At 73.9% G+C, this 15,842-nt stretch carries 15 protein-coding genes; 4 read left to right on the plus strand and 11 right to left on the minus strand.

Annotated features, from left to right (window positions below; all coding sequences use genetic code 11):
* Window positions 1–104: 104 nt before the first annotated feature.
* The 4 genes from AMOR_RS00215 to AMOR_RS00230 form a co-directional block, all read right to left on the minus strand.
* On the minus strand, window positions 105–473 hold the full coding sequence (locus tag AMOR_RS00215; protein WP_248357410.1) for a GIY-YIG nuclease family protein: 369 nt from the start codon (window positions 471–473) through the stop codon (window positions 105–107).
* 19 nt (window positions 474–492) lie between these two features.
* Window positions 493–1,083: a DUF2239 family protein gene (locus AMOR_RS00220; protein ID WP_248357411.1), complete on the minus strand. Its 591-nt coding sequence runs from the start codon at window positions 1,081–1,083 to the stop codon at window positions 493–495.
* A 120-nt stretch (window positions 1,084–1,203) separates the two neighbouring features.
* Window positions 1,204–1,647 carry a hypothetical protein gene (locus AMOR_RS00225; protein ID WP_248357412.1) on the minus strand — a complete coding sequence of 148 codons (444 nt, stop codon included), beginning with the start codon at window positions 1,645–1,647 and terminating at the stop codon, window positions 1,204–1,206.
* Window positions 1,648–1,730: 83 nt separating this feature from the next.
* Window positions 1,731–2,339, minus strand: coding sequence for a tRNA-uridine aminocarboxypropyltransferase (locus AMOR_RS00230; protein ID WP_248357413.1), 609 nt, complete (start codon window positions 2,337–2,339; stop codon window positions 1,731–1,733).
* A gap of 185 nt (window positions 2,340–2,524) precedes the next feature.
* Here AMOR_RS00230 and fusA point away from each other — a divergent pair, with 185 nt between their 5' ends.
* Together fusA and AMOR_RS00240 are read left to right on the plus strand one after the other, a co-directional pair.
* Window positions 2,525–4,585 (plus strand): elongation factor G, encoded by a 2,061-nt coding sequence (gene fusA / locus AMOR_RS00235; RefSeq protein ID WP_248357414.1) that lies wholly within the window; start codon window positions 2,525–2,527, stop codon window positions 4,583–4,585.
* 96 nt (window positions 4,586–4,681) lie between these two features.
* Window positions 4,682–5,164: a hypothetical protein gene (locus AMOR_RS00240; RefSeq protein WP_248357415.1), complete on the plus strand. Its 483-nt coding sequence runs from the start codon at window positions 4,682–4,684 to the stop codon at window positions 5,162–5,164.
* A 6-nt stretch (window positions 5,165–5,170) separates the two neighbouring features.
* Here AMOR_RS00240 and AMOR_RS00245 read toward each other — a convergent pair whose 3' ends face one another.
* Window positions 5,171–5,995, minus strand: coding sequence for an aldo/keto reductase (locus AMOR_RS00245; protein WP_248357416.1), 825 nt, complete (start codon window positions 5,993–5,995; stop codon window positions 5,171–5,173).
* A gap of 232 nt (window positions 5,996–6,227) precedes the next feature.
* Here AMOR_RS00245 and AMOR_RS00250 point away from each other — a divergent pair, with 232 nt between their 5' ends.
* Window positions 6,228–8,081 carry a methyl-accepting chemotaxis protein gene (locus AMOR_RS00250; RefSeq protein WP_248357417.1) on the plus strand — a complete coding sequence of 618 codons (1,854 nt, stop codon included), beginning with the start codon at window positions 6,228–6,230 and terminating at the stop codon, window positions 8,079–8,081.
* A gap of 69 nt (window positions 8,082–8,150) precedes the next feature.
* On the opposite strand, the gene AMOR_RS00255 is transcribed toward AMOR_RS00250, so the two are convergent.
* The 6 genes from AMOR_RS00255 to AMOR_RS00280 form a co-directional block, all read right to left on the minus strand.
* A complete protein-coding gene (locus AMOR_RS00255) occupies window positions 8,151–9,773 on the minus strand; it encodes a fumarate hydratase (RefSeq protein WP_248357418.1) in 1,623 nt (540 codons plus the stop codon).
* A gap of 204 nt (window positions 9,774–9,977) precedes the next feature.
* Window positions 9,978–10,511, minus strand: coding sequence for a DUF2378 family protein (locus AMOR_RS00260; RefSeq protein WP_248357419.1), 534 nt, complete (start codon window positions 10,509–10,511; stop codon window positions 9,978–9,980).
* Between the two features lie 65 nt (window positions 10,512–10,576).
* On the minus strand, window positions 10,577–11,821 hold the full coding sequence (locus AMOR_RS00265) for an acyltransferase family protein (RefSeq protein WP_248357420.1): 1,245 nt from the start codon (window positions 11,819–11,821) through the stop codon (window positions 10,577–10,579).
* Between the two features lie 92 nt (window positions 11,822–11,913).
* Complete coding sequence (gene leuB / locus AMOR_RS00270; protein WP_248357421.1) at window positions 11,914–12,984, minus strand: 3-isopropylmalate dehydrogenase; 1,071 nt, start codon at window positions 12,982–12,984, stop codon at window positions 11,914–11,916.
* Window positions 12,985–13,006: 22 nt separating this feature from the next.
* The gene (gene cimA, locus AMOR_RS00275; protein WP_248357422.1) at window positions 13,007–14,563 is read right to left on the minus strand and encodes a citramalate synthase; all 1,557 of its coding nucleotides are present in this window, start codon (window positions 14,561–14,563) and stop codon (window positions 13,007–13,009) included.
* A 156-nt stretch (window positions 14,564–14,719) separates the two neighbouring features.
* Entirely contained in the window at window positions 14,720–14,959 is a 240-nt protein-coding gene (locus AMOR_RS00280) for a hypothetical protein (protein ID WP_248362644.1), read from the minus strand.
* Window positions 14,960–15,053: 94 nt separating this feature from the next.
* Between AMOR_RS00280 and AMOR_RS00285 the strand changes: the two genes are divergently transcribed.
* Window positions 15,054–15,779 (plus strand): SIMPL domain-containing protein, encoded by a 726-nt coding sequence (locus tag AMOR_RS00285; protein WP_248357424.1) that lies wholly within the window; start codon window positions 15,054–15,056, stop codon window positions 15,777–15,779.
* Window positions 15,780–15,842: the final 63 nt, after the last annotated feature.

The raw sequence follows: 15,842 nt of genomic DNA on the forward strand, positions 1-15,842 counted from the left end.
CGCGCGCTCCTGGCACCGACGGAGGCCCCCGCCGGGCTGCGGCGCGCCGAAACAGGGTCGCAGCCGTCGGCAGCGCCACGCCGTGCGGCGGGGAAGGCGCGTGCTCAGGCCCTGCGGCCCGCCCCCGGCGGCGCGTTGTACCCGCGAACGCCGTACGGCTGCAGCCTCTCCAGCCACGCCGCCTCGAGGCGCTCGAGCGCGTCCCGGCGGTAGACGAGCCCGTCCTCCGGCTCCTCGAGCACCTCCAGCACCTCGAACACGAACGCGTCCACCCCCAGCGCGGCCACGTCCGCCTGCAGCGCCGCGTTCCGGTGTTGCCCGTGCGCGAGCGTCATCCGCGCGCCGTTGATGGTCTTGAGGTTCAGCGTGCTCGCGACGAGCACCCGCCCGCTCCGGACGTTCCGGATCTGGTAGATGCCCGCCTCGGTCTTCGTCTCGCGGGCGCGCTGCTTCAGCGCGGCTCTCCGGTCCATGGTGTCCTCGCTCCAGCGCTCAGGGGTTCGCGGGCCGCTGCGGCGGCTGCGGGCTCTCGAGCCGGGTGGCCTCGTCCGCGAGCGTCAGCACGTGGGCGCGGACGTCCTTCGGCCACGCCTTGACGAGCGTCCGGAGCCGCTTGCCGTCGCCGGCATAGAGCGCCCGCGAGGCCTCCTCGAACCCGGGGAGATCGCCCGCCATCGACCACATGAACCGGCCCGCCGCGTCGCGGACCCGCCGCGCCTGCTCGCGATCCGGCTCGCGCTTGCGCGCATCGTCGACCAGCCGCCGCAGCGCCGCCGAGATCCCGTTCGGCTGCTGCTCCAGCCACTCCCAGTGGCGGGGCAGGAGGGACACCTCGCGGCACACGACGCCGAGCTTCGGGCGCCCGGGGCCCGCCTTCTTCCGCGCCTCGGCGCGGGCGACGACCTCCTCCGGCGTGCCGCGCAGGTCGAAGTCGACCTGGCGACCCGTCGCGTCGCTGAAGACGAGCGCCCGGCCCCCGCCCGCGTCGTGGTGGGTCTTCAGGGCGAGGAGCACGTCGCGCCTCGGCCCGGAGGCGAGGAGCCGCTCCCCGACGAACGCCGTGAACCGATCATCGTCCGACATGGATCCTCCGTCGCGCTCGTCCCCGGTATTTCACCCGGGTGAATCGTGCGGAGGTGTAGCGCGGCCGGACCTCGGCGTCAATATCGCCCGGGTCAAATACTCCGCCGGAAGGCCGGGCGGTCAGTAGCAGGCGCTCAGCCCGGCCGCCCCGTCCACGTCCGTGAGCTTCAAGACCACCGGCTTGCACGGCCCGACCGGCTGGTCGGAGCGGATGGCCGGGTGCTCGGACCCGATCGTCAGCCCGGAGGCCGTCACCCAGGCGCGCGGCGGATTCTGCCCGGAGCCGATCGTGAGCTGGACGTCGCGCGCAGCTCGGGACGCAACGAGGTCCGCGTCCGCCGGCGTGAAGTCGAACAGGACTCGCACGGGATCGTTCGTGCAGTTGCTCTGATCCGCCGGAGCCGCCTCGACCACCGTGATGCGCGCCGTGCCGGGCGTGTCGGTGTAGGCGCCGCACCGCCCGATCCCCTCGGTGACGACGCCGCAAGCCAGCTGCGTCGCGAGCGCCGTGGCCGCGAACGCGGGCACGAGCAGTCGCCCCCGTTCTTCCTGTCTGGTTCGCATGTGGCCCCTGTCTCCCTGATCGCTTGGACGGACAGTCTACACAGGGTCGCATCCACCGAGCGTGATTCGTTGCCGCGGGGCGGTCACCCGCCGCCGCGCGGCCCCCGGTGCCTCGGGCTCCGCCGGTCGCGGGCCGCCGCGAGCTGCAGCTCGACCATCCGCGCGAAGGCCGCCCGCATCGGCTCGAACCGCGCCGGGTCGCCCTCGAGCGCGCCGAGCGCGATCGCGGTCGCCTCGAGCGTCGACATGAAATCCGGCTCCGGCTCGCGGCGCAGGTCGCCGTAACCTCCGGGCCGGTCGGGCGCGACCGAGATCCTGGGGAGCGCAGCGATCCGCGGGTTCGCCTCGAGCATCTTCTCGACCTGCACCCAGGTCCCGTCGATGACCACCAGGATCCGGGGCGGATCCTCGGCGCGCGCCGCGGCGGGCACGGCGCCCGGGCCGGGGAAGAGCAGCGCCGCCGAGGGATCGGCGGCGACGTCCGACAGCGGCGGCCGTCCGTCGAGCGCCACGCCCCGGTGCAGCTCCGAGTTCGGGAGCGCGATCCGCGTGAGCCACGCCGTGCAGATGGCGAGCCGCGCCTCGCGGGGATGCTGGAGCAGCACGACCCGCGTCCGTGTCGGGATCTCCGGCAGGTCGGCGCACACGCAGTGCGCGGTCGGTCGGAGGCAGCGGCGGCAGGTCTCGCGCACGGGGCGCGGAGCCTAGGGGGTCGAACGCTCCGGTTCAAGCCCTCGCCGCGGCAACCCGCCCGCCTCCCGGGCGCCCGGGCATCCGCCCCGTGTGGCCAGGGGTCCGCGCGTTCCCGCCGCCCCGGCGCGGCGGCCGGCCCCGCTATACTCCCGCGACGGCCGCACGCGCGGCGGAGGGACCTGCGATGAGCGGAGGGGGTGCAGCGGCCGCCGAGCGGCGGATGCGGGCGATCCGGAACATCGGGATCATGGCCCACATCGACGCCGGGAAGACGACGCTCACCGAGCGCCTCCTGTTCGTCGCCGGCCGGACCCACAAGATGGGCGAGGTCCACGAGGGCGCCGCGGTGATGGACTGGATGGACCTCGAGCGCGAGCGCGGGATCACCATCACCTCCGCGGTCACCCGGTTCGAGTGGGCCGGCCACGAGCTGCACCTCATCGACACGCCCGGGCACGTGGACTTCACCATCGAGGTGGAGCGATCGCTCCGCGTCCTCGATGGCGCGGTGGCGGTGTTCGACGCCGCGCACGGCGTCGAGCCGCAGAGCGAGACCGTGTGGCGGCAGGCCGACCGCTACCGCGTCCCGCGCCTCGCTTTCGCGAACAAGATGGACCGGGTGGGCGCCGACTTCGCGATGACGCTCGCCTCCCTGCGCGCCCGCTTCCCGGATCACGTCATCGCGCCGGTGCAGCGGCCGCTCGGCGCCGAGGCCGCGTTCACCGGCCTCGAGGACCTGGTCGCGCGCCGCACCGTCCGCTTCGGGGACCCGGACGACCCGCGCGCCTACACGGTCGAGCCGGGGATCTCCGCGGCGGGCGAGGCCGGGCGGGCGGCGCTCGTCGCGGCGCTCGCGGACCTCGACGACGCCGCGGCCGACGCGGTGCTCGAGGACCGCGACCTCGACGAGGCGAGCCTGCGCGCCGCGATCCGGCGCGCGACCGTCTCGGGCCGGTTCGTGCCGGTGCTGTGCGGCTCGGCGCTCCGCAACAAGGGCGTGCCGCAGGTGCTCGACGCGGTGTGCGACTGGCTGCCCTCCCCGCTCGACGTGCCGCCGCCGGCGGGGGTGAACCCCGAGACCGGGGAGGAGGAGCGCCGGCTCGCCACCGAGAGCGGATCGCTGCTCGCGCTCGCGTTCAAGGTGTCGCTCCTCGACGAGAAGCGCCGGCACGTCTTCGTCCGCGTCTACTCCGGGCGGATCGCGGAGGGCGACGCGGTCTGGAACGCGAGCCAGCGAAGGTTCGAGAAGGTCGGCCGCGTGCTCCTCATGCACGCCGCGCACAAGGAGCGCGTGCCGTCGCTCGGCGCCGGGCAGATCTTCGCGGTCGCCGGCCTCAAGGAGACACGCACCGGCGACACCCTCACCGACAAGAGCCACCCGCTGGTGCTCGAGCGGCTCTCCGCGTACGAGCCCGTCATCTCCCAGGCGATCGAGGCGCCGTCGCAGCGCGAGCGCGAGCTCCTCGTCGAGGCGCTCGGGCGGATCGCCGACGAGGATCCGACCTTCCGCCACGGCGAGGACCCCGACACCGGCCAGCTGCTCGTGTCCGGCATGGGCGAGCTCCACCTCGAGATCGTCGCCGAGCGCCTCCGCCGCGAGTTCGGCCTCGCGGTCCGGACCGGGCCGCCGCAGGTCCTGCTCCGCGAGACGATCACCGCGGCCGCCGACGCCGAGGCGGCGTTCGAGCGGACCACCGAGGACGGGCCGCTGTTCGGCGCCGTCGCGGTCCGCGTCGCCCCGCTCCCGCGGGGCGGCGGGTTCGCCTTCCGGCTCTCGGCGGCGGCGGCGGCCCTGCCGTTCCTGCGGGAGGAGGTGCGCCGGTTCGCGGAGGACGGCGCGCGGGAGGCGGCGGAGGCGGGGGTGCTCGAGGGGCACCCGCTGCAGGACGTCGAGGTGACGCTCACCGGCGCGACCTGGCGCGACGGCGCCTCGAAGCCCTTCGCGTACAAGATCGCGGCGGCCGACGCGGTCCGGACCGCCGCCGCGAAGGCGCGCCCCGTCCTCCTCGAGCCGGTGATGCGGCTCGAGGTGGTGCTCCCTGCCGAGCACCTCGGCGCGGTGATCGGGGGGCTCGATGCCCGCAAGGGCGCGGTCCTCGACGTCGCCGACCGGGGCGCCGCGGTGAAGGTGCTCCAGGCGGAGGCTCCGCTGCGGCGGCTGTTCGGGTACGCGACCGAGCTCCGCTCGGCGACGCAGGGCCGGGCGCTCTTCACGATGAAGTTCGAGCGCTACGACGCAGCCTGAGGGCGCCCGGCGGGCTCGCTCCCCCGCCCCCTCGGGCGCCCGGCTCCCGGGCGCTCCCGCTGCGGCGCGAGTGCGCGAGCACCATCTTGTTTCACGATGGGTCCAATCACCGCCGTGCTGCCGCTCGTGCTCACCGCGGTGTTCCCCGTCCGCGGCGCCCCGCTCGGCCCGCCCGATGGCCCACGGTGGTCGACCGCCACCCTGCACCTCCGGTCGGTGCGACCCGATCCCATGCGGACGCTCGGGCTCGACGCGACCGTCCGTGATCCCGGCTCCGTCCCGGGGACCCCCGCCTGCCTCGCCGAGGTCTGCCCCGCGCCCTCCTTCGCCGTCCCCGGCGGTGCCGCTCCGGGCGAGCGCATCCGGCGGGGCGAGGTCCTCCTCGGGCTCCTCGCCCGCTCGCGCTTCGGGCCGCTGGCGACCATCGCCTCGCGCGTCGCGGAGTCGAACGTGCGGCTCGACTACGCCCCGGCGCGGGCCGGCGGGGAGCCGCGCGGGTGGGGACAGGTGGTCGTGAGCCTCCGCTGGAGGCTGGACGCCAACGGCCCGGCAGCCTCGGTCGCCCGGGAAGGCCCGTAGCCCCCGTCAGCCGAGCTCGCGGATCATGCGCGCGCGGAGCGCCTCGTCGGGCAGGCGCCCCTCGCCGGCGCGCATGTTGTCCTCGAGGTGCTCGCGCCGGCCGGTCGCCGGGATGACGCACGTGACCGCCGGGTGAGAGAGCACGAACTTGAGGAGGAGCTGCGCCCAGGTCGTGCATCCGAGCTCGGCCGCCCAGGGAGGCAGCGCGCGCCCGCGGAGCTGCGCGAACAGCCCGCCCGCCTCGAACGGCAGCATCACGATCACCGCCGTCCCCTTCTCCGCGGCGAGCGGGAGCAGCCGGCCCTCCGCGGCGCGCGCGTGCAGCGAGTAGGGGATCTGGACGAAGTCCACCTCCCCCGCGCGGACGAGCGCCTCGATGGCGTCGAACGCGCCCGGCGAGAAATGGGTCACGCCGATGTAGCGGATCCGACCCGCCTCCTTCGCCGCGCGCAGCGTGGGGAGGTGCGTCCGGACGTCGATGAGGTTCTGGACCTGCATGAGGTCCACTCGCCCGAGGCGGTCGAGCGCCGCCGCGAGCTGCGCCTCGCCCTCGCGCCGGCCGGTGACGCGGATCTTCGTCGCGACGAACGGGCTCACCATCCCCTCGATGTCCCGCAGGAGGCCGCCGAGGGCCGCCTCCGCGCCCGCGTGCGCCGGCGAGCTGTCGAGGACACTCCCGCCGCCCCGGAAGAAGACGCCGAGCAGGTCAGCCATCGCGGCCCGGTCCGCGCCCGCGCGGCCCTCGCCGAACGCGTGCCACGTGTTGTGCCAGGTCCCGAGGCCGAGCGCCGGGACGGACTCGCCGGTGCGTGGCACCTGCCTTACGAGCATTCGTGCTCCTTGAGCGCCTTCGCGGCGCGGTCCGCGTCTCGTGGGGTCCCCGCATCGTACCGCAAGCACGGGTCGGGAACCCCCGAGGATCGTGGCCAGGAGCGAACGCTTGCGTCTCTTCACCCGCAGGGGCGCCGATGACTCACGCCCGCTGTCCTGCGCTCACGAGATGGACGCGTCGAGGACTCCCGGGCGAATGTCGCACCCGGGGGGCTGCCCGATACGGAGCCCGATGATCCGCAGCACCAGCCTGAAGAGCCGCCTCCTGCTCACGCTCGGCGGGGTCCTCGCCGCGACCGTCGTCGCGGTGGGCGCCTTCGCCTTCCGGGCGCAGGAGCGGCAGCTGCTCGAGGCCGCCACCGGCGAGATGGCGAACAACGTGTCCCTGTTCGGCGCGAGCGTGGAGGCGGACGCCGAGGGCCTGTCTCGCGCGCTCACCGCGCTCTCCCACGTGGGCGAGCTCCGCGGCCCCCTCGCGGCCGCGGACCGGGGCGCGCTGCTCGCGGTCGCGACGCCGCTCTTCCGGGAGCTCCGGGAGCGGAACAACGTCACGCACATGTACTTCATCGCGCCGGACGGGAGCGTCATCCTGCGCGTGCACAAGCCGGAGCAGTTCGGGGACGTCCTGACCCGCGCGACCTACCTTCGCGCCCGCGACACCGGCCGGCTCGCGTCCGGCATCGAGATGGGCAAGAACTTCTTCTCGCTGCGGGCGGTCCTCCCCGTGCGGCAGGCGGGCACGCTGCTCGGCTACATCGAGATCGCCGAGGAGATCGACCACCTCTTCGCGCGGACGCGCGCCCTCACCGGCGCGGAGGTCGCGCTGCTCCTCGACGAGCGCTACCTCGCGGCGAAGCAGGCGGACGTGAAGGGCGACCCGGTGGGAGGCCGGCGCCTGCTGCACGGCACGGACGCGGCGCTCGCGACGCGGCTCGCCCGCGCCGTGAACCTCGACCTGGCCGAGTCCGGCACGATCGTGCGGCTCGTCGATGACGGCGGACGGCGGATCGTCGTCGGGGCGGGGCCGCTGCGCGACGCCGCGGGCGACCCCGCCGGCGTGCTGCTCTTCTCCCGCGATCACACGCCGCTGTTCTCCGCGGCGACGCGGAACGTGCTCCTCCTCGTGGCGCTCTTCGCGTCCATGCTGGCGTTCGCGGGCGCCCTCGTCTACGGAGCGCTCCGGCGGAGCTTCTCGGCCCTCGACGAGGCGGTGCGCGTCTCGGCTCGGGTCGCGGGCGGAGACCTGACCGTGCACATCGCGGTGGAGCGCATGGACGAAGCGGGGCGGGTCCTGGCGGCGCTGAAGGACATGGTGGCGCGGCTGAGGGAGGTGGCGTCGCGCGTGCAGGGCGCAGCGGTCGCCGTCGCGGACGGCAGCGGCGAGCTGGACGGCGGTGCGGTCGTCATCTCGCGCGGCGTTTCGGAGCAGGCTGCCGCCGCCGAGGAGGCGTCCGCGACGGTGGCCCAGATCAGCGCCTCCGTCGACCGGAACGCGGAGAGCGCGGAGGTGACCGAGCGGCTCGCGGCGGAGTCGGCGCGCGCCGCGGAGGACGGCGGGCGCGCCGTGCGCGAGGCCGTCGAGGCGATGAAGCGCATCGCCGAGCGGATCGAGGTGGTGGACGACATCGCACGGCAGACGAACCTCCTCGCGCTCAACGCCGCGATCGAGGCGGCCCGCGCCGGCGCGGAGGGCAAGGGGTTCGCGGTGGTGGCGAGCGAGGTTCGCAAGCTCGCCGAGCGGAGCCGGGTCGCGGCAGCCGAGATCGGCGAGCTGTCCACCGCGAGCGCCGTCGTCGCGGAGCACGCGGGAGAGCGGCTGGCTCGCCTGGTCCCGGAGATCCAGCGAACGGCCGAGCTGGTCCGCGAGATCGCCGCCTCGAGCCGCGAGCAGGCCGGCGGCGCCGCCCAGATCCGGGGCATGGTCGACGGCCTCAACGAGACGACGCAGCGCAACGCCGGCGCCGCCGACCGGATCGCCGCGACGGCCCAGAGCCTCCGCGCGCGCGCGGACGAGCTCCGCGACGCCACGGCGTACTTCGCGGTCGACGCCGCGCGACCGCCTCGGAGACCGCCGCCTCCGGCGTGACCGCCCGAGAAGGCGAGACCCCGGCGGCGGGCGGCCACCGGGGTCCCGGAGCGGCGATCGAGCGCGGAGCTACACGCCCAGCTTCTTGAAGAAGTCGTTCCCCTTGTCGTCGACGAGGATGAACGCGGGGAAGTCGACGACGTTGATCTTCCAGACCGCCTCCATGCCCAGCTCGGGGAAGTCGATGCACTCCACCTTCTTGATGTTCTCCTCGGCGAGCACCGCGGCGGGGCCGCCGATCGAGCCGAGGTAGAAGCCGCCGTGCTTCTTGCACGCGTCGGTGACCTGCTGGCTGCGGTTCCCCTTGGCGATCATCACCATCGAGGCACCGTGCGACTGGAGCAGGTCCACGTAGCTGTCCATGCGGCCGGCGGTGGTCGGGCCGAAGGAGCCCGAGGCCTTGCCGGGCGGCGTCTTCGCGGGGCCCGCGTAGTAGATCGGGTGCTTGAGGAGGTACTCCGGCACGGGCTTCCCCGCGTCGATGAGCTCCTTGAACTTCGCGTGGGCGATGTCGCGTCCGACGACGATGGTGCCCGTGAGGAGGAGCGGCGTCGAGACCGGGTGCTTCGAGAGCTCGGCCAGGATCTCCTTCATCGGCTTGTTCAGGTCGATCCGGACGCCGTGGTCGTGCTTCCCCTTCTTCATCTCGAGCGGGATCAGGCGGGACGGGTCGTGATCGAGCTCCTCGAGCCAGATCCCGTCCTTGTTGATCTTCGCCTTCACGTTGCGATCGGCGGAGCAGGAGACCGCCATCGCGACGGGGCAGGACGCGCCGTGCCGCGGCAGGCGGACCACGCGGACGTCGTGGGCGAAGTACTTGCCGCCGAACTGGGCGCCGATGCCGAGGCCGTACGCCTTCTCGAGCAGCCGCTTCTCGAGGGCGAGGTCGCGGAACGCCTGGCCGTCCTTGTTCCCCTCGGTGGGGAGCGCGTCGTAGTACTTGGCCGACGCCATCTTCACCGTCTTCACGCACTGATCGGCGGAGGTGCCGCCGATCACGATGGCGATGTGGTACGGCGGGCACGCGGCGGTGCCGAGGTACTTCATCTTGTCGACGAGGAACTTCTCGAGCTTGTCGGGCGCGAGGAGGGCCTTCGTCTCCTGGTACAGCATCGTCTTGTTCGCGGACCCGCCGCCCTTGGCGATGAAGAGGAACTTGTACTCGGCGCCGTCGGTCGCGTAGAGGTCGATCTGCGCCGGCAGGTTCGTGCCGGTGTTGACCTCGTCGTACATGTTCAGCGCGACGGTCTGCGAGTAGCGCAGGTTCTCGCCCGTGTACGTGAGGTAGACGCCCTCGGACAGGTACTTCTCGTCCTTCGCGCCGGTCCAGACCTGCTGGCCCTTCTTCGCGATGATCGTCGCCGTGCCGGTGTCCTGGCAGATGGGCAGCTCGCCGCGGGCCGCGATCTCGGCGTTCTTGAGGAACGCCATCGCGACGCCCTTGTCGTTCTGCGAGGCCTCGGGATCGGAGAGGATCTTCGCGACGGACTCGTTGTGGTCCGCGCGAAGGAAGAACGACACCTCGCGCATCGCCTCCTTCGCGAGCCGGGTCAGCGCGGAGGGCTCGACCTTGAGGATCTCCTTCCCGTCGAACTGCGCGACGGAGACGCCCTCCTTCGTCAGCAGCCGGTACTTGGTCGTGTCCTTCCCGAGCGGGAAGGGGTCCTGGTAACGGAACTCGGGGGTGGCCATGGCGTCTTCTCCTTCGCGCGAGGTCGAGGGCGGGCGGCACGGGGTGAACCGGTGCCGCGGTGCCGTGTATGCCGGGGGCGCAAGGAAACCACGACCGGGCGGCCGGTGTCGATGTCGAAGGCGGGCGAGATCGCGACGGAATTTTCGCCCGGAGCGGTCCGGTTTCGGGCGCGCCGCGGCGACCCGCCGCCGGCGCTCCCGCGCTCACCAGGTGACGTCGAAGGTCGCGGCGTCCGCCGTGTGCTCCACGAGCGCGGCGCGGACGGTGGTCTCTCCAGAGTGGTGGTATGCGCCCTCGAGGACGCCCCGGTAGAAGTGCGGGTAGCCTCCCGTGCCGCGGAGGTGCAGGCGGATGCAGCGCTCGCCGAGCGGCGTCGCCCGGACCTGGATGAAATTGCCGCCGGTCCGGAAGAACGTCTGGGCCTCGAGGAGCGTCGCCCGGACGCCGAGCTGCGCGAAGTAGCCGACGAGCCCGCGCCCGAGCTCGCTCCCGGCGTACGCGGCCGGGACCTCGCGGCCGAGCGCGAGCTCCGCGGCGTCCGGGTCTGCGCCGGGCGCGACCGCGGCCGCGAGCACCGGGAGCGCCGCGTAGAACGTGGAGGCCCGGTAGATGTCGTGCGGCGAGTCGGGGTCGATCCCCGCCGCGACGAGGCCCGCGCGCGCGTCCGGGCCGAGCCGCGGCGCGAGGTACGCGAGGATCGCGTTCACGAACCGTCCGTAGAAGCACCGTACGTCCATGGGGCGGCGGAATGTCGCACGGAACGGGCGCGGGAAGGAACCCGGGATCCCCCTAGAATTTTCGCTTACCCGACGCGACCGGCCGTGCGAGGCGCCAGCCGCTCCTTCGCCAGGAGGAACGGGCGCTCGATGGCACGCCAGGTGACCCACGCGAGCGCGAGGCTCGCGAGCGCGGCGCCCGCGACGTACGTGGCGTAGCCCGCCCGGCTCGCGAGGAGCGCGGCGCCAGCCGGCGTCGACCGGAGCGCTCGGAGCGCGCCGACGTGCACGGGGTAGTGCACGACGTAGAGGCCGTAGCTGTACCGCCCGAGCGCCCGGAGTGGCGCCGCGGCGAGCACGCGGGCGAGCGCGCCGCGCGTGCCCTCCGCGAGGACCGCCCCGGCCACGAGGCCGCCGGCGGCGAGCGCGAGGCCGGTGTGGCTCCAGATCTCGAGCGCGCGGTCGTGCATGTCGAAGCCGCGCGGCGCGCCGAGCGCGACGAACGCCGCCGCGCCGGCCAGCGCCGCCCACGGCCAGGCCCGCCGGGCAGCGGCGCGGCCCGACTCCGACCGGAGCAGCACCGCGAGGAGCGCGCCCGCGGCGAGGGCGTCGAGGCGGCCCGGCGTCACCCGGTACGCGGTGCCGACCGGCCACCCCGACGTCGCGATCGCGGCCCGGAGCGCGGGCCCGGCCGCGACGAGGGCGCCCGCGGTAAAGCCGAGCGGCACGAGGCGCCGTCGCGCCGCGACGAGCACGACCGCGGGCCAGACGACGTAGAACTGCTCCTCGACGGCGAGCGACCAGAAGTGCGAGAGCGCGGGGATGACCTGGTGCGCCGGGTACGCCCAGTTCCCGAGGTAGCTCCAGTACCACCAGCCCCACCGGCCGAAGGTCCACGGGTCCACGAGGCCGAGCGCGGGGCCGGCGAGGCCGAACACCGAGAGCGCCGCGTAGTAGAGCGGGAAGATCCGGAGCGCGCGACGGACGAGGAAGGACGACCACCACCCCCACGAGGGCAGCGCCCGCCCCTGCTCGTCGCGCTGGAGCGTGTCGACCAGGATCCCGGTGATGAGGAACCCGGAGAGGACGAAGAAGAGGTCGACGCCGGTCCAGCCGAGGCCGAGCGCGGCGACGAGGCGCCGGTCCCATACGCCGTCGCCGGGCCACGCGTTCAGGAAGTGGCACGCGAGGACGCCGCCGATGGCGACGCCGCGGAGGCCGTCGAGGGTCCGGATGTTCCCGGCTGGGAGCCCCCCTGGGCGCGGCGCCTGCGACGGCCGCTCCGGCGCGGCGGGCTCGGGCGACGCGAGGGCGCGGGCGGGGGCGGGCACGGCGCCGGATTCTGCCCGCGGCGCGCCCGGGGCACAAACGGCGAGGGCCGCCCGGAGGCGGCCCCGCGGGGTCCGTCGCGGTCGTTCGGGGCCTACCGGCCCGCCTCGAGCCGCTTGACGATCTCGTCGGCCATCGCCTTCGTCCCGAGCTTGCCGCCGAGGTCGCCCGTGCGGCAGCCGTCGGTGATCGCCTGATCGACGGCGCGCTCGACGGACGCCGCCTCCGCCTCGAGCCCGAGCGAGTGCCGGAGGAGCATCGCGGCCGAGAGGATCGTGCCCACCGGGTTCGCGATCCCCTTCCCCGCGATGTCCGGCGCCGAGCCGTGGATCGGCTCGTACAGGCCGGGGCCCGTCGCGCCGATGGACGCGGACGGGAGCATGCCCATCGAGCCCGCGAGCACCGACGCCTCGTCGGTGAGGATGTCGCCGAACATGTTCTCGGTGACGACGACGTCCATGGTCGCGGGGCTCGTCACGAGGCGCATCGAGGCGGTGTCGACGAGCATGTGGTCGAGCGCGACGTCCGGGTTCGCCTTGCCGATCGCCGTCGCGATCTGCCGCCACAGGCGCGACGACTCGAGGACGTTCGCCTTGTCGACGCTCGTCACCTTCTTCTTGCGGCCCTTCGCGAGCCGGAACGCGAGCTCGACCACGCGGCGCACCTCGAAGTCCGAGTACTCGAGCGTGTCGAACGCGCGCTCCGCGCCGTTCCTCGTGTCCCGTCCCTTCGGCTGCCCGAAGTAGAGGCCGCCGGTGAGCTCGCGGATGACGAGGATGTCGACGCCGGCGAGCCGGTCCGCCTTGATCGGCGAGGAGTCGACCAGCGCGGGGTGGACGCGCACCGGCCGCAGGTTCGCGAAGACGCCGAGCCCCTTGCGCAGGCCGAGGAGCCCCTGCTCCGGGCGGACCTTCGCGGTGGGGTCGTCCCACTTCGGGCCGCCGACCGCGCCGAGGAGCACCGCGCTCGACGCCTTGCAGTCGGCGAGGACCTCGTCCGTGAGGGCGACGCCGTGGGCGTCGATGGAGCAGCCGCCCATGAGCCGCTCGGAGAAGGCGAAGGAATGGCCCTCCTTCCGCGCGACGACCTGCAGCACCCGGACCGCCTGCTCCGTCACCTCCGGCCCGATCCCGTCCCCCGGCAGCACCACGATCTTCGCGTTCATGTCGCTTCTCGTTCTCCGTTCTCTAGTTGTCGGCGAGCGTGAGCCCGTACTCGACCGCGTCGACGAGGGCGATCCAGCTCGCCTCGATGATGTTGGGGCTCGCGCCGACGGTGCTCCAGCGGCGCTTGCCCTTCTGCATGTCGATGAGGACGCGGGTGACCGCCGCGGTCCCGTTCTTCCCGTCCAGGATGCGGACCTTGTAGTCGGAGAGGTGCAGGTCCGCGATCTGCGGGAAGCGGCCGGCGAGCGCCTTCCGGAGCGCCGCGTCGAGCGCGTCGACGGGGCCGTCGCCCTCGGCGGCGGTGTGGTGCACCTCGCCCTCGACCCGGACCTTCACCATGGCCTCGGCGAAGAGCCCGCGGCCGCTGCGGTGCTCGACGGCCACGAGGAAGTCCACGAGCTCGTAGGGCGGGCGGTAGCCGGGCTTGCGGCGCGCGAACATGAGCGCGACCGACGCCTCGGCCGCCTCGAAGGAGAAGCCCTTCGCCTCGAGGGCCTTGATGTCGTTCAGCACCGCGGCGACGTCGGTACCCTCGCCGACCTTCAGCCCCCACTCCTCCGCCTTCGAGAGCAGGTTGCCGCGGCCCGAGAGCTCGGACACCACCACGCGCATCTGGTTGCCGACGAGCGCAGGATCGACGTGCTGGTACGAGGTCTCGCTCCGGCGCATCGCCGCGACGTGGATGCCGCCCTTGTGCGCGAAGGCGGACTTGCCGACGTACGCGAGGTGCTCGTCGGGCGCGAGGTTCGCGACCTCGGCGACGAAGTGCGCGACCTCGAAGAGCGTCTTGAGCTTCCCCTCGGGGAGGCAGCGGAGGCCCATCTTCAGCTCGAGGGCGGGCACGATCGAGGAGAGGTTCGCGTTGCCGCAGCGCTCGCCGTAGCCGTTCACCGTGCCCTGCACCTGGACCGCGCCCTCGTGGACGGCGGCGAGGGAGTTCGCGACGGCGCACTCGGAGTCGTTGTGGCAGTGGACGCCGAGCGGGTGGCGGACGGCCGCCTGGACCTTCCGGACGATCTCGCCGATCTGCCACGGGAGCGAGCCGCCGTTCGTGTCGCAGAGGACGAGCGTCTCGGCCCCGCCCTTCACCGCGGCCCGGAGCGTCTCGAGGGCGTACTCGGGATCCGCGCGGTAGCCGTCGAAGAAGTGCTCGGCGTCGTAGACGACCCGGCGCCCCTGGGCCCGGAGGTAGGCGAGGCTCTTCTCGATGATGCGGAGGTTCTCCTCCCGCGTGGTGCGGAGCACCTCCGAGACGTGGAGGGTCCAGGTCTTGCCCACGACGGTGCAGACCGGCGTGCGCGCCTCGAGGAGCGCCTGGATGTTGGCGTCGTCCTCGGGCCCGCCGTTCACGCGGCAGGTCGAGCCGAACGCCGCGATCTTGGCGTGCTGCCAGGGGATGTCGCGGGCGCGCTCGAAGAACTCGGCGTCCTTCGGGTTCGACCCGGGCCAGCCCCCCTCGATGAACGTGACGCCGAGCTCGTCGAGGCGGCGCGCGATCCGGAGCTTGTCGTCGCACGAGAGGGAGATGCCCTCGCGCTGCGTCCCGTCGCGGAGGGTCGTGTCGTAGATCTGGATCACGGCGTGCTCCTGGGACGACGCGCCCCCGCCCGCCGGATCGCCTCCCGATCCGCCGGCCGCTCAGCCGTCCGCTGTGGTCGAGGTCCCGAAGGACCGCACCTCACTATACACGGAGGCCGCGCCGGATCGAGCCCAGCGGGCGCCCGGCGCCGTCGCTCAGCGGAGCAGGAACGCGAGCGCCCCGGCGACGCCCGCGAGGCCGGTGACGACGTACAGGACCCCGGCCGCGACCGCCTTCCCGCCGACGAGCCGCCCGCCGCTCGTCGACATGGTCCGGCGCACGAACCCGTCGCGCACGCCGATCCAGGCGCAGGCCGCGCCGGAGACGAGCAGCACCACGACCACCACCCAGTGGAGCGGGTTCCCGCGATCGAGCAGCGCTTCCACGGGCCGCATTCTACCCACGCCGGCGCTGCGCCGCGCCCCCGCGAGGGGCTGGATCGATTTCACCGGACGCGCGTTGCTACGGCCGACACCACCGGAGGTCCCCGTGAACCGTGCCGTGCTCCTCGCAGTGCTCCTCGCCCTCCCCGTCGCGCCCGCCGCCCAGGTCCAGGTCCCGCCCCGGGAGCCGGCGCCGGCGTGGCCTCCCGCCCTCGGCCCGCGCGCCATCAGCGTGACCGGCGAAGGGAAGGTCGCGGTCCGGCCGGACCTCGCCGTCGTCGACGCGGGCGTGGAGTCGACCGGGAAGGACCTCGGGAAGGTCACGGCCGACGCCGCCGCCCAGCAGAAGCGGCTGCTCCAGGCGCTCGCGCAGGCCGGCATCGCCGAGAAGGACGTCCAGACGACGCGCCACGACGTCACCGTGAACCGGCCGTGGAAGGACGGGAGCCCGGGGCCGATCACCGGCTACACGGTCGTCGACGAGGTCCGGGTGAAGGTTCGGGACGTCTCGCGGCTCGGGGCGGTGCTCGATCGCGTCGTCGCGGCCGGCGCGAACACGCTGCGCGGCCTCTCCTTCGAGAAGGAGGATCCGGCGCCGCAGCGCCGGGAGGCGCTCGCCCGGGCCGTGGGCGACGCGCGCGCCAAGGCGGAGGCGATCGCGAAGGCGGCGGGCGTGGGGCTCGGCGACGTCCTCTCGGTGGACGAGGCCGCCGCGGCGCCGCGACCGATCCCGATGATGCGGGCGGTGGCGAGGGAGGGTGGCGAGGCGCCCGTGTCGCCCGGCGAGGTCGAGGTCTCGGGGCAGGTCGAGGTGACGTTCGCGATCCGCTGACGTGGCGCGAGGCGGGCGGCGCGGCTACGATTCGCGCCTTCTCGTCCGAAACGGGAGCGCGCC

This window comes from Anaeromyxobacter oryzae (genome assembly GCF_023169945.1).
GTDB classification, from domain to species: Bacteria; Myxococcota; Myxococcia; order Myxococcales; family Anaeromyxobacteraceae; genus Anaeromyxobacter; species Anaeromyxobacter oryzae.

Bases quoted from the DNA above. Each gene is read 5' to 3' on its own strand.
- AMOR_RS00250 (WP_248357417.1), top strand. From the start codon at position 6,228: ATGATCCGCAGCACCAGCCTGAAGAGCCGCCTCCTGCTCACGCTCGGC.
- AMOR_RS00245 (WP_248357416.1), bottom strand. From the start codon at position 5,995: ATGCTCGTAAGGCAGGTGCCACGCACCGGCGAGTCCGTCCCGGCGCTC.
- AMOR_RS00260 (WP_248357419.1), bottom strand. From the start codon at position 10,511: ATGGACGTACGGTGCTTCTACGGACGGTTCGTGAACGCGATCCTCGCG.
- AMOR_RS00240 (WP_248357415.1), top strand. From the start codon at position 4,682: ATGGGTCCAATCACCGCCGTGCTGCCGCTCGTGCTCACCGCGGTGTTC.
- leuB (WP_248357421.1), bottom strand. From the start codon at position 12,984: ATGAACGCGAAGATCGTGGTGCTGCCGGGGGACGGGATCGGGCCGGAG.
- AMOR_RS00220 (WP_248357411.1), bottom strand. From the start codon at position 1,083: ATGTCGGACGATGATCGGTTCACGGCGTTCGTCGGGGAGCGGCTCCTC.
- AMOR_RS00215 (WP_248357410.1), bottom strand. From the start codon at position 473: ATGGACCGGAGAGCCGCGCTGAAGCAGCGCGCCCGCGAGACGAAGACC.
- AMOR_RS00255 (WP_248357418.1), bottom strand. From the start codon at position 9,773: ATGGCCACCCCCGAGTTCCGTTACCAGGACCCCTTCCCGCTCGGGAAG.
- AMOR_RS00225 (WP_248357412.1), bottom strand. From the start codon at position 1,647: ATGCGAACCAGACAGGAAGAACGGGGGCGACTGCTCGTGCCCGCGTTC.
- fusA (WP_248357414.1), top strand. From the start codon at position 2,525: ATGAGCGGAGGGGGTGCAGCGGCCGCCGAGCGGCGGATGCGGGCGATC.
- AMOR_RS00280 (WP_248362644.1), bottom strand. From the start codon at position 14,959: ATGCGGCCCGTGGAAGCGCTGCTCGATCGCGGGAACCCGCTCCACTGG.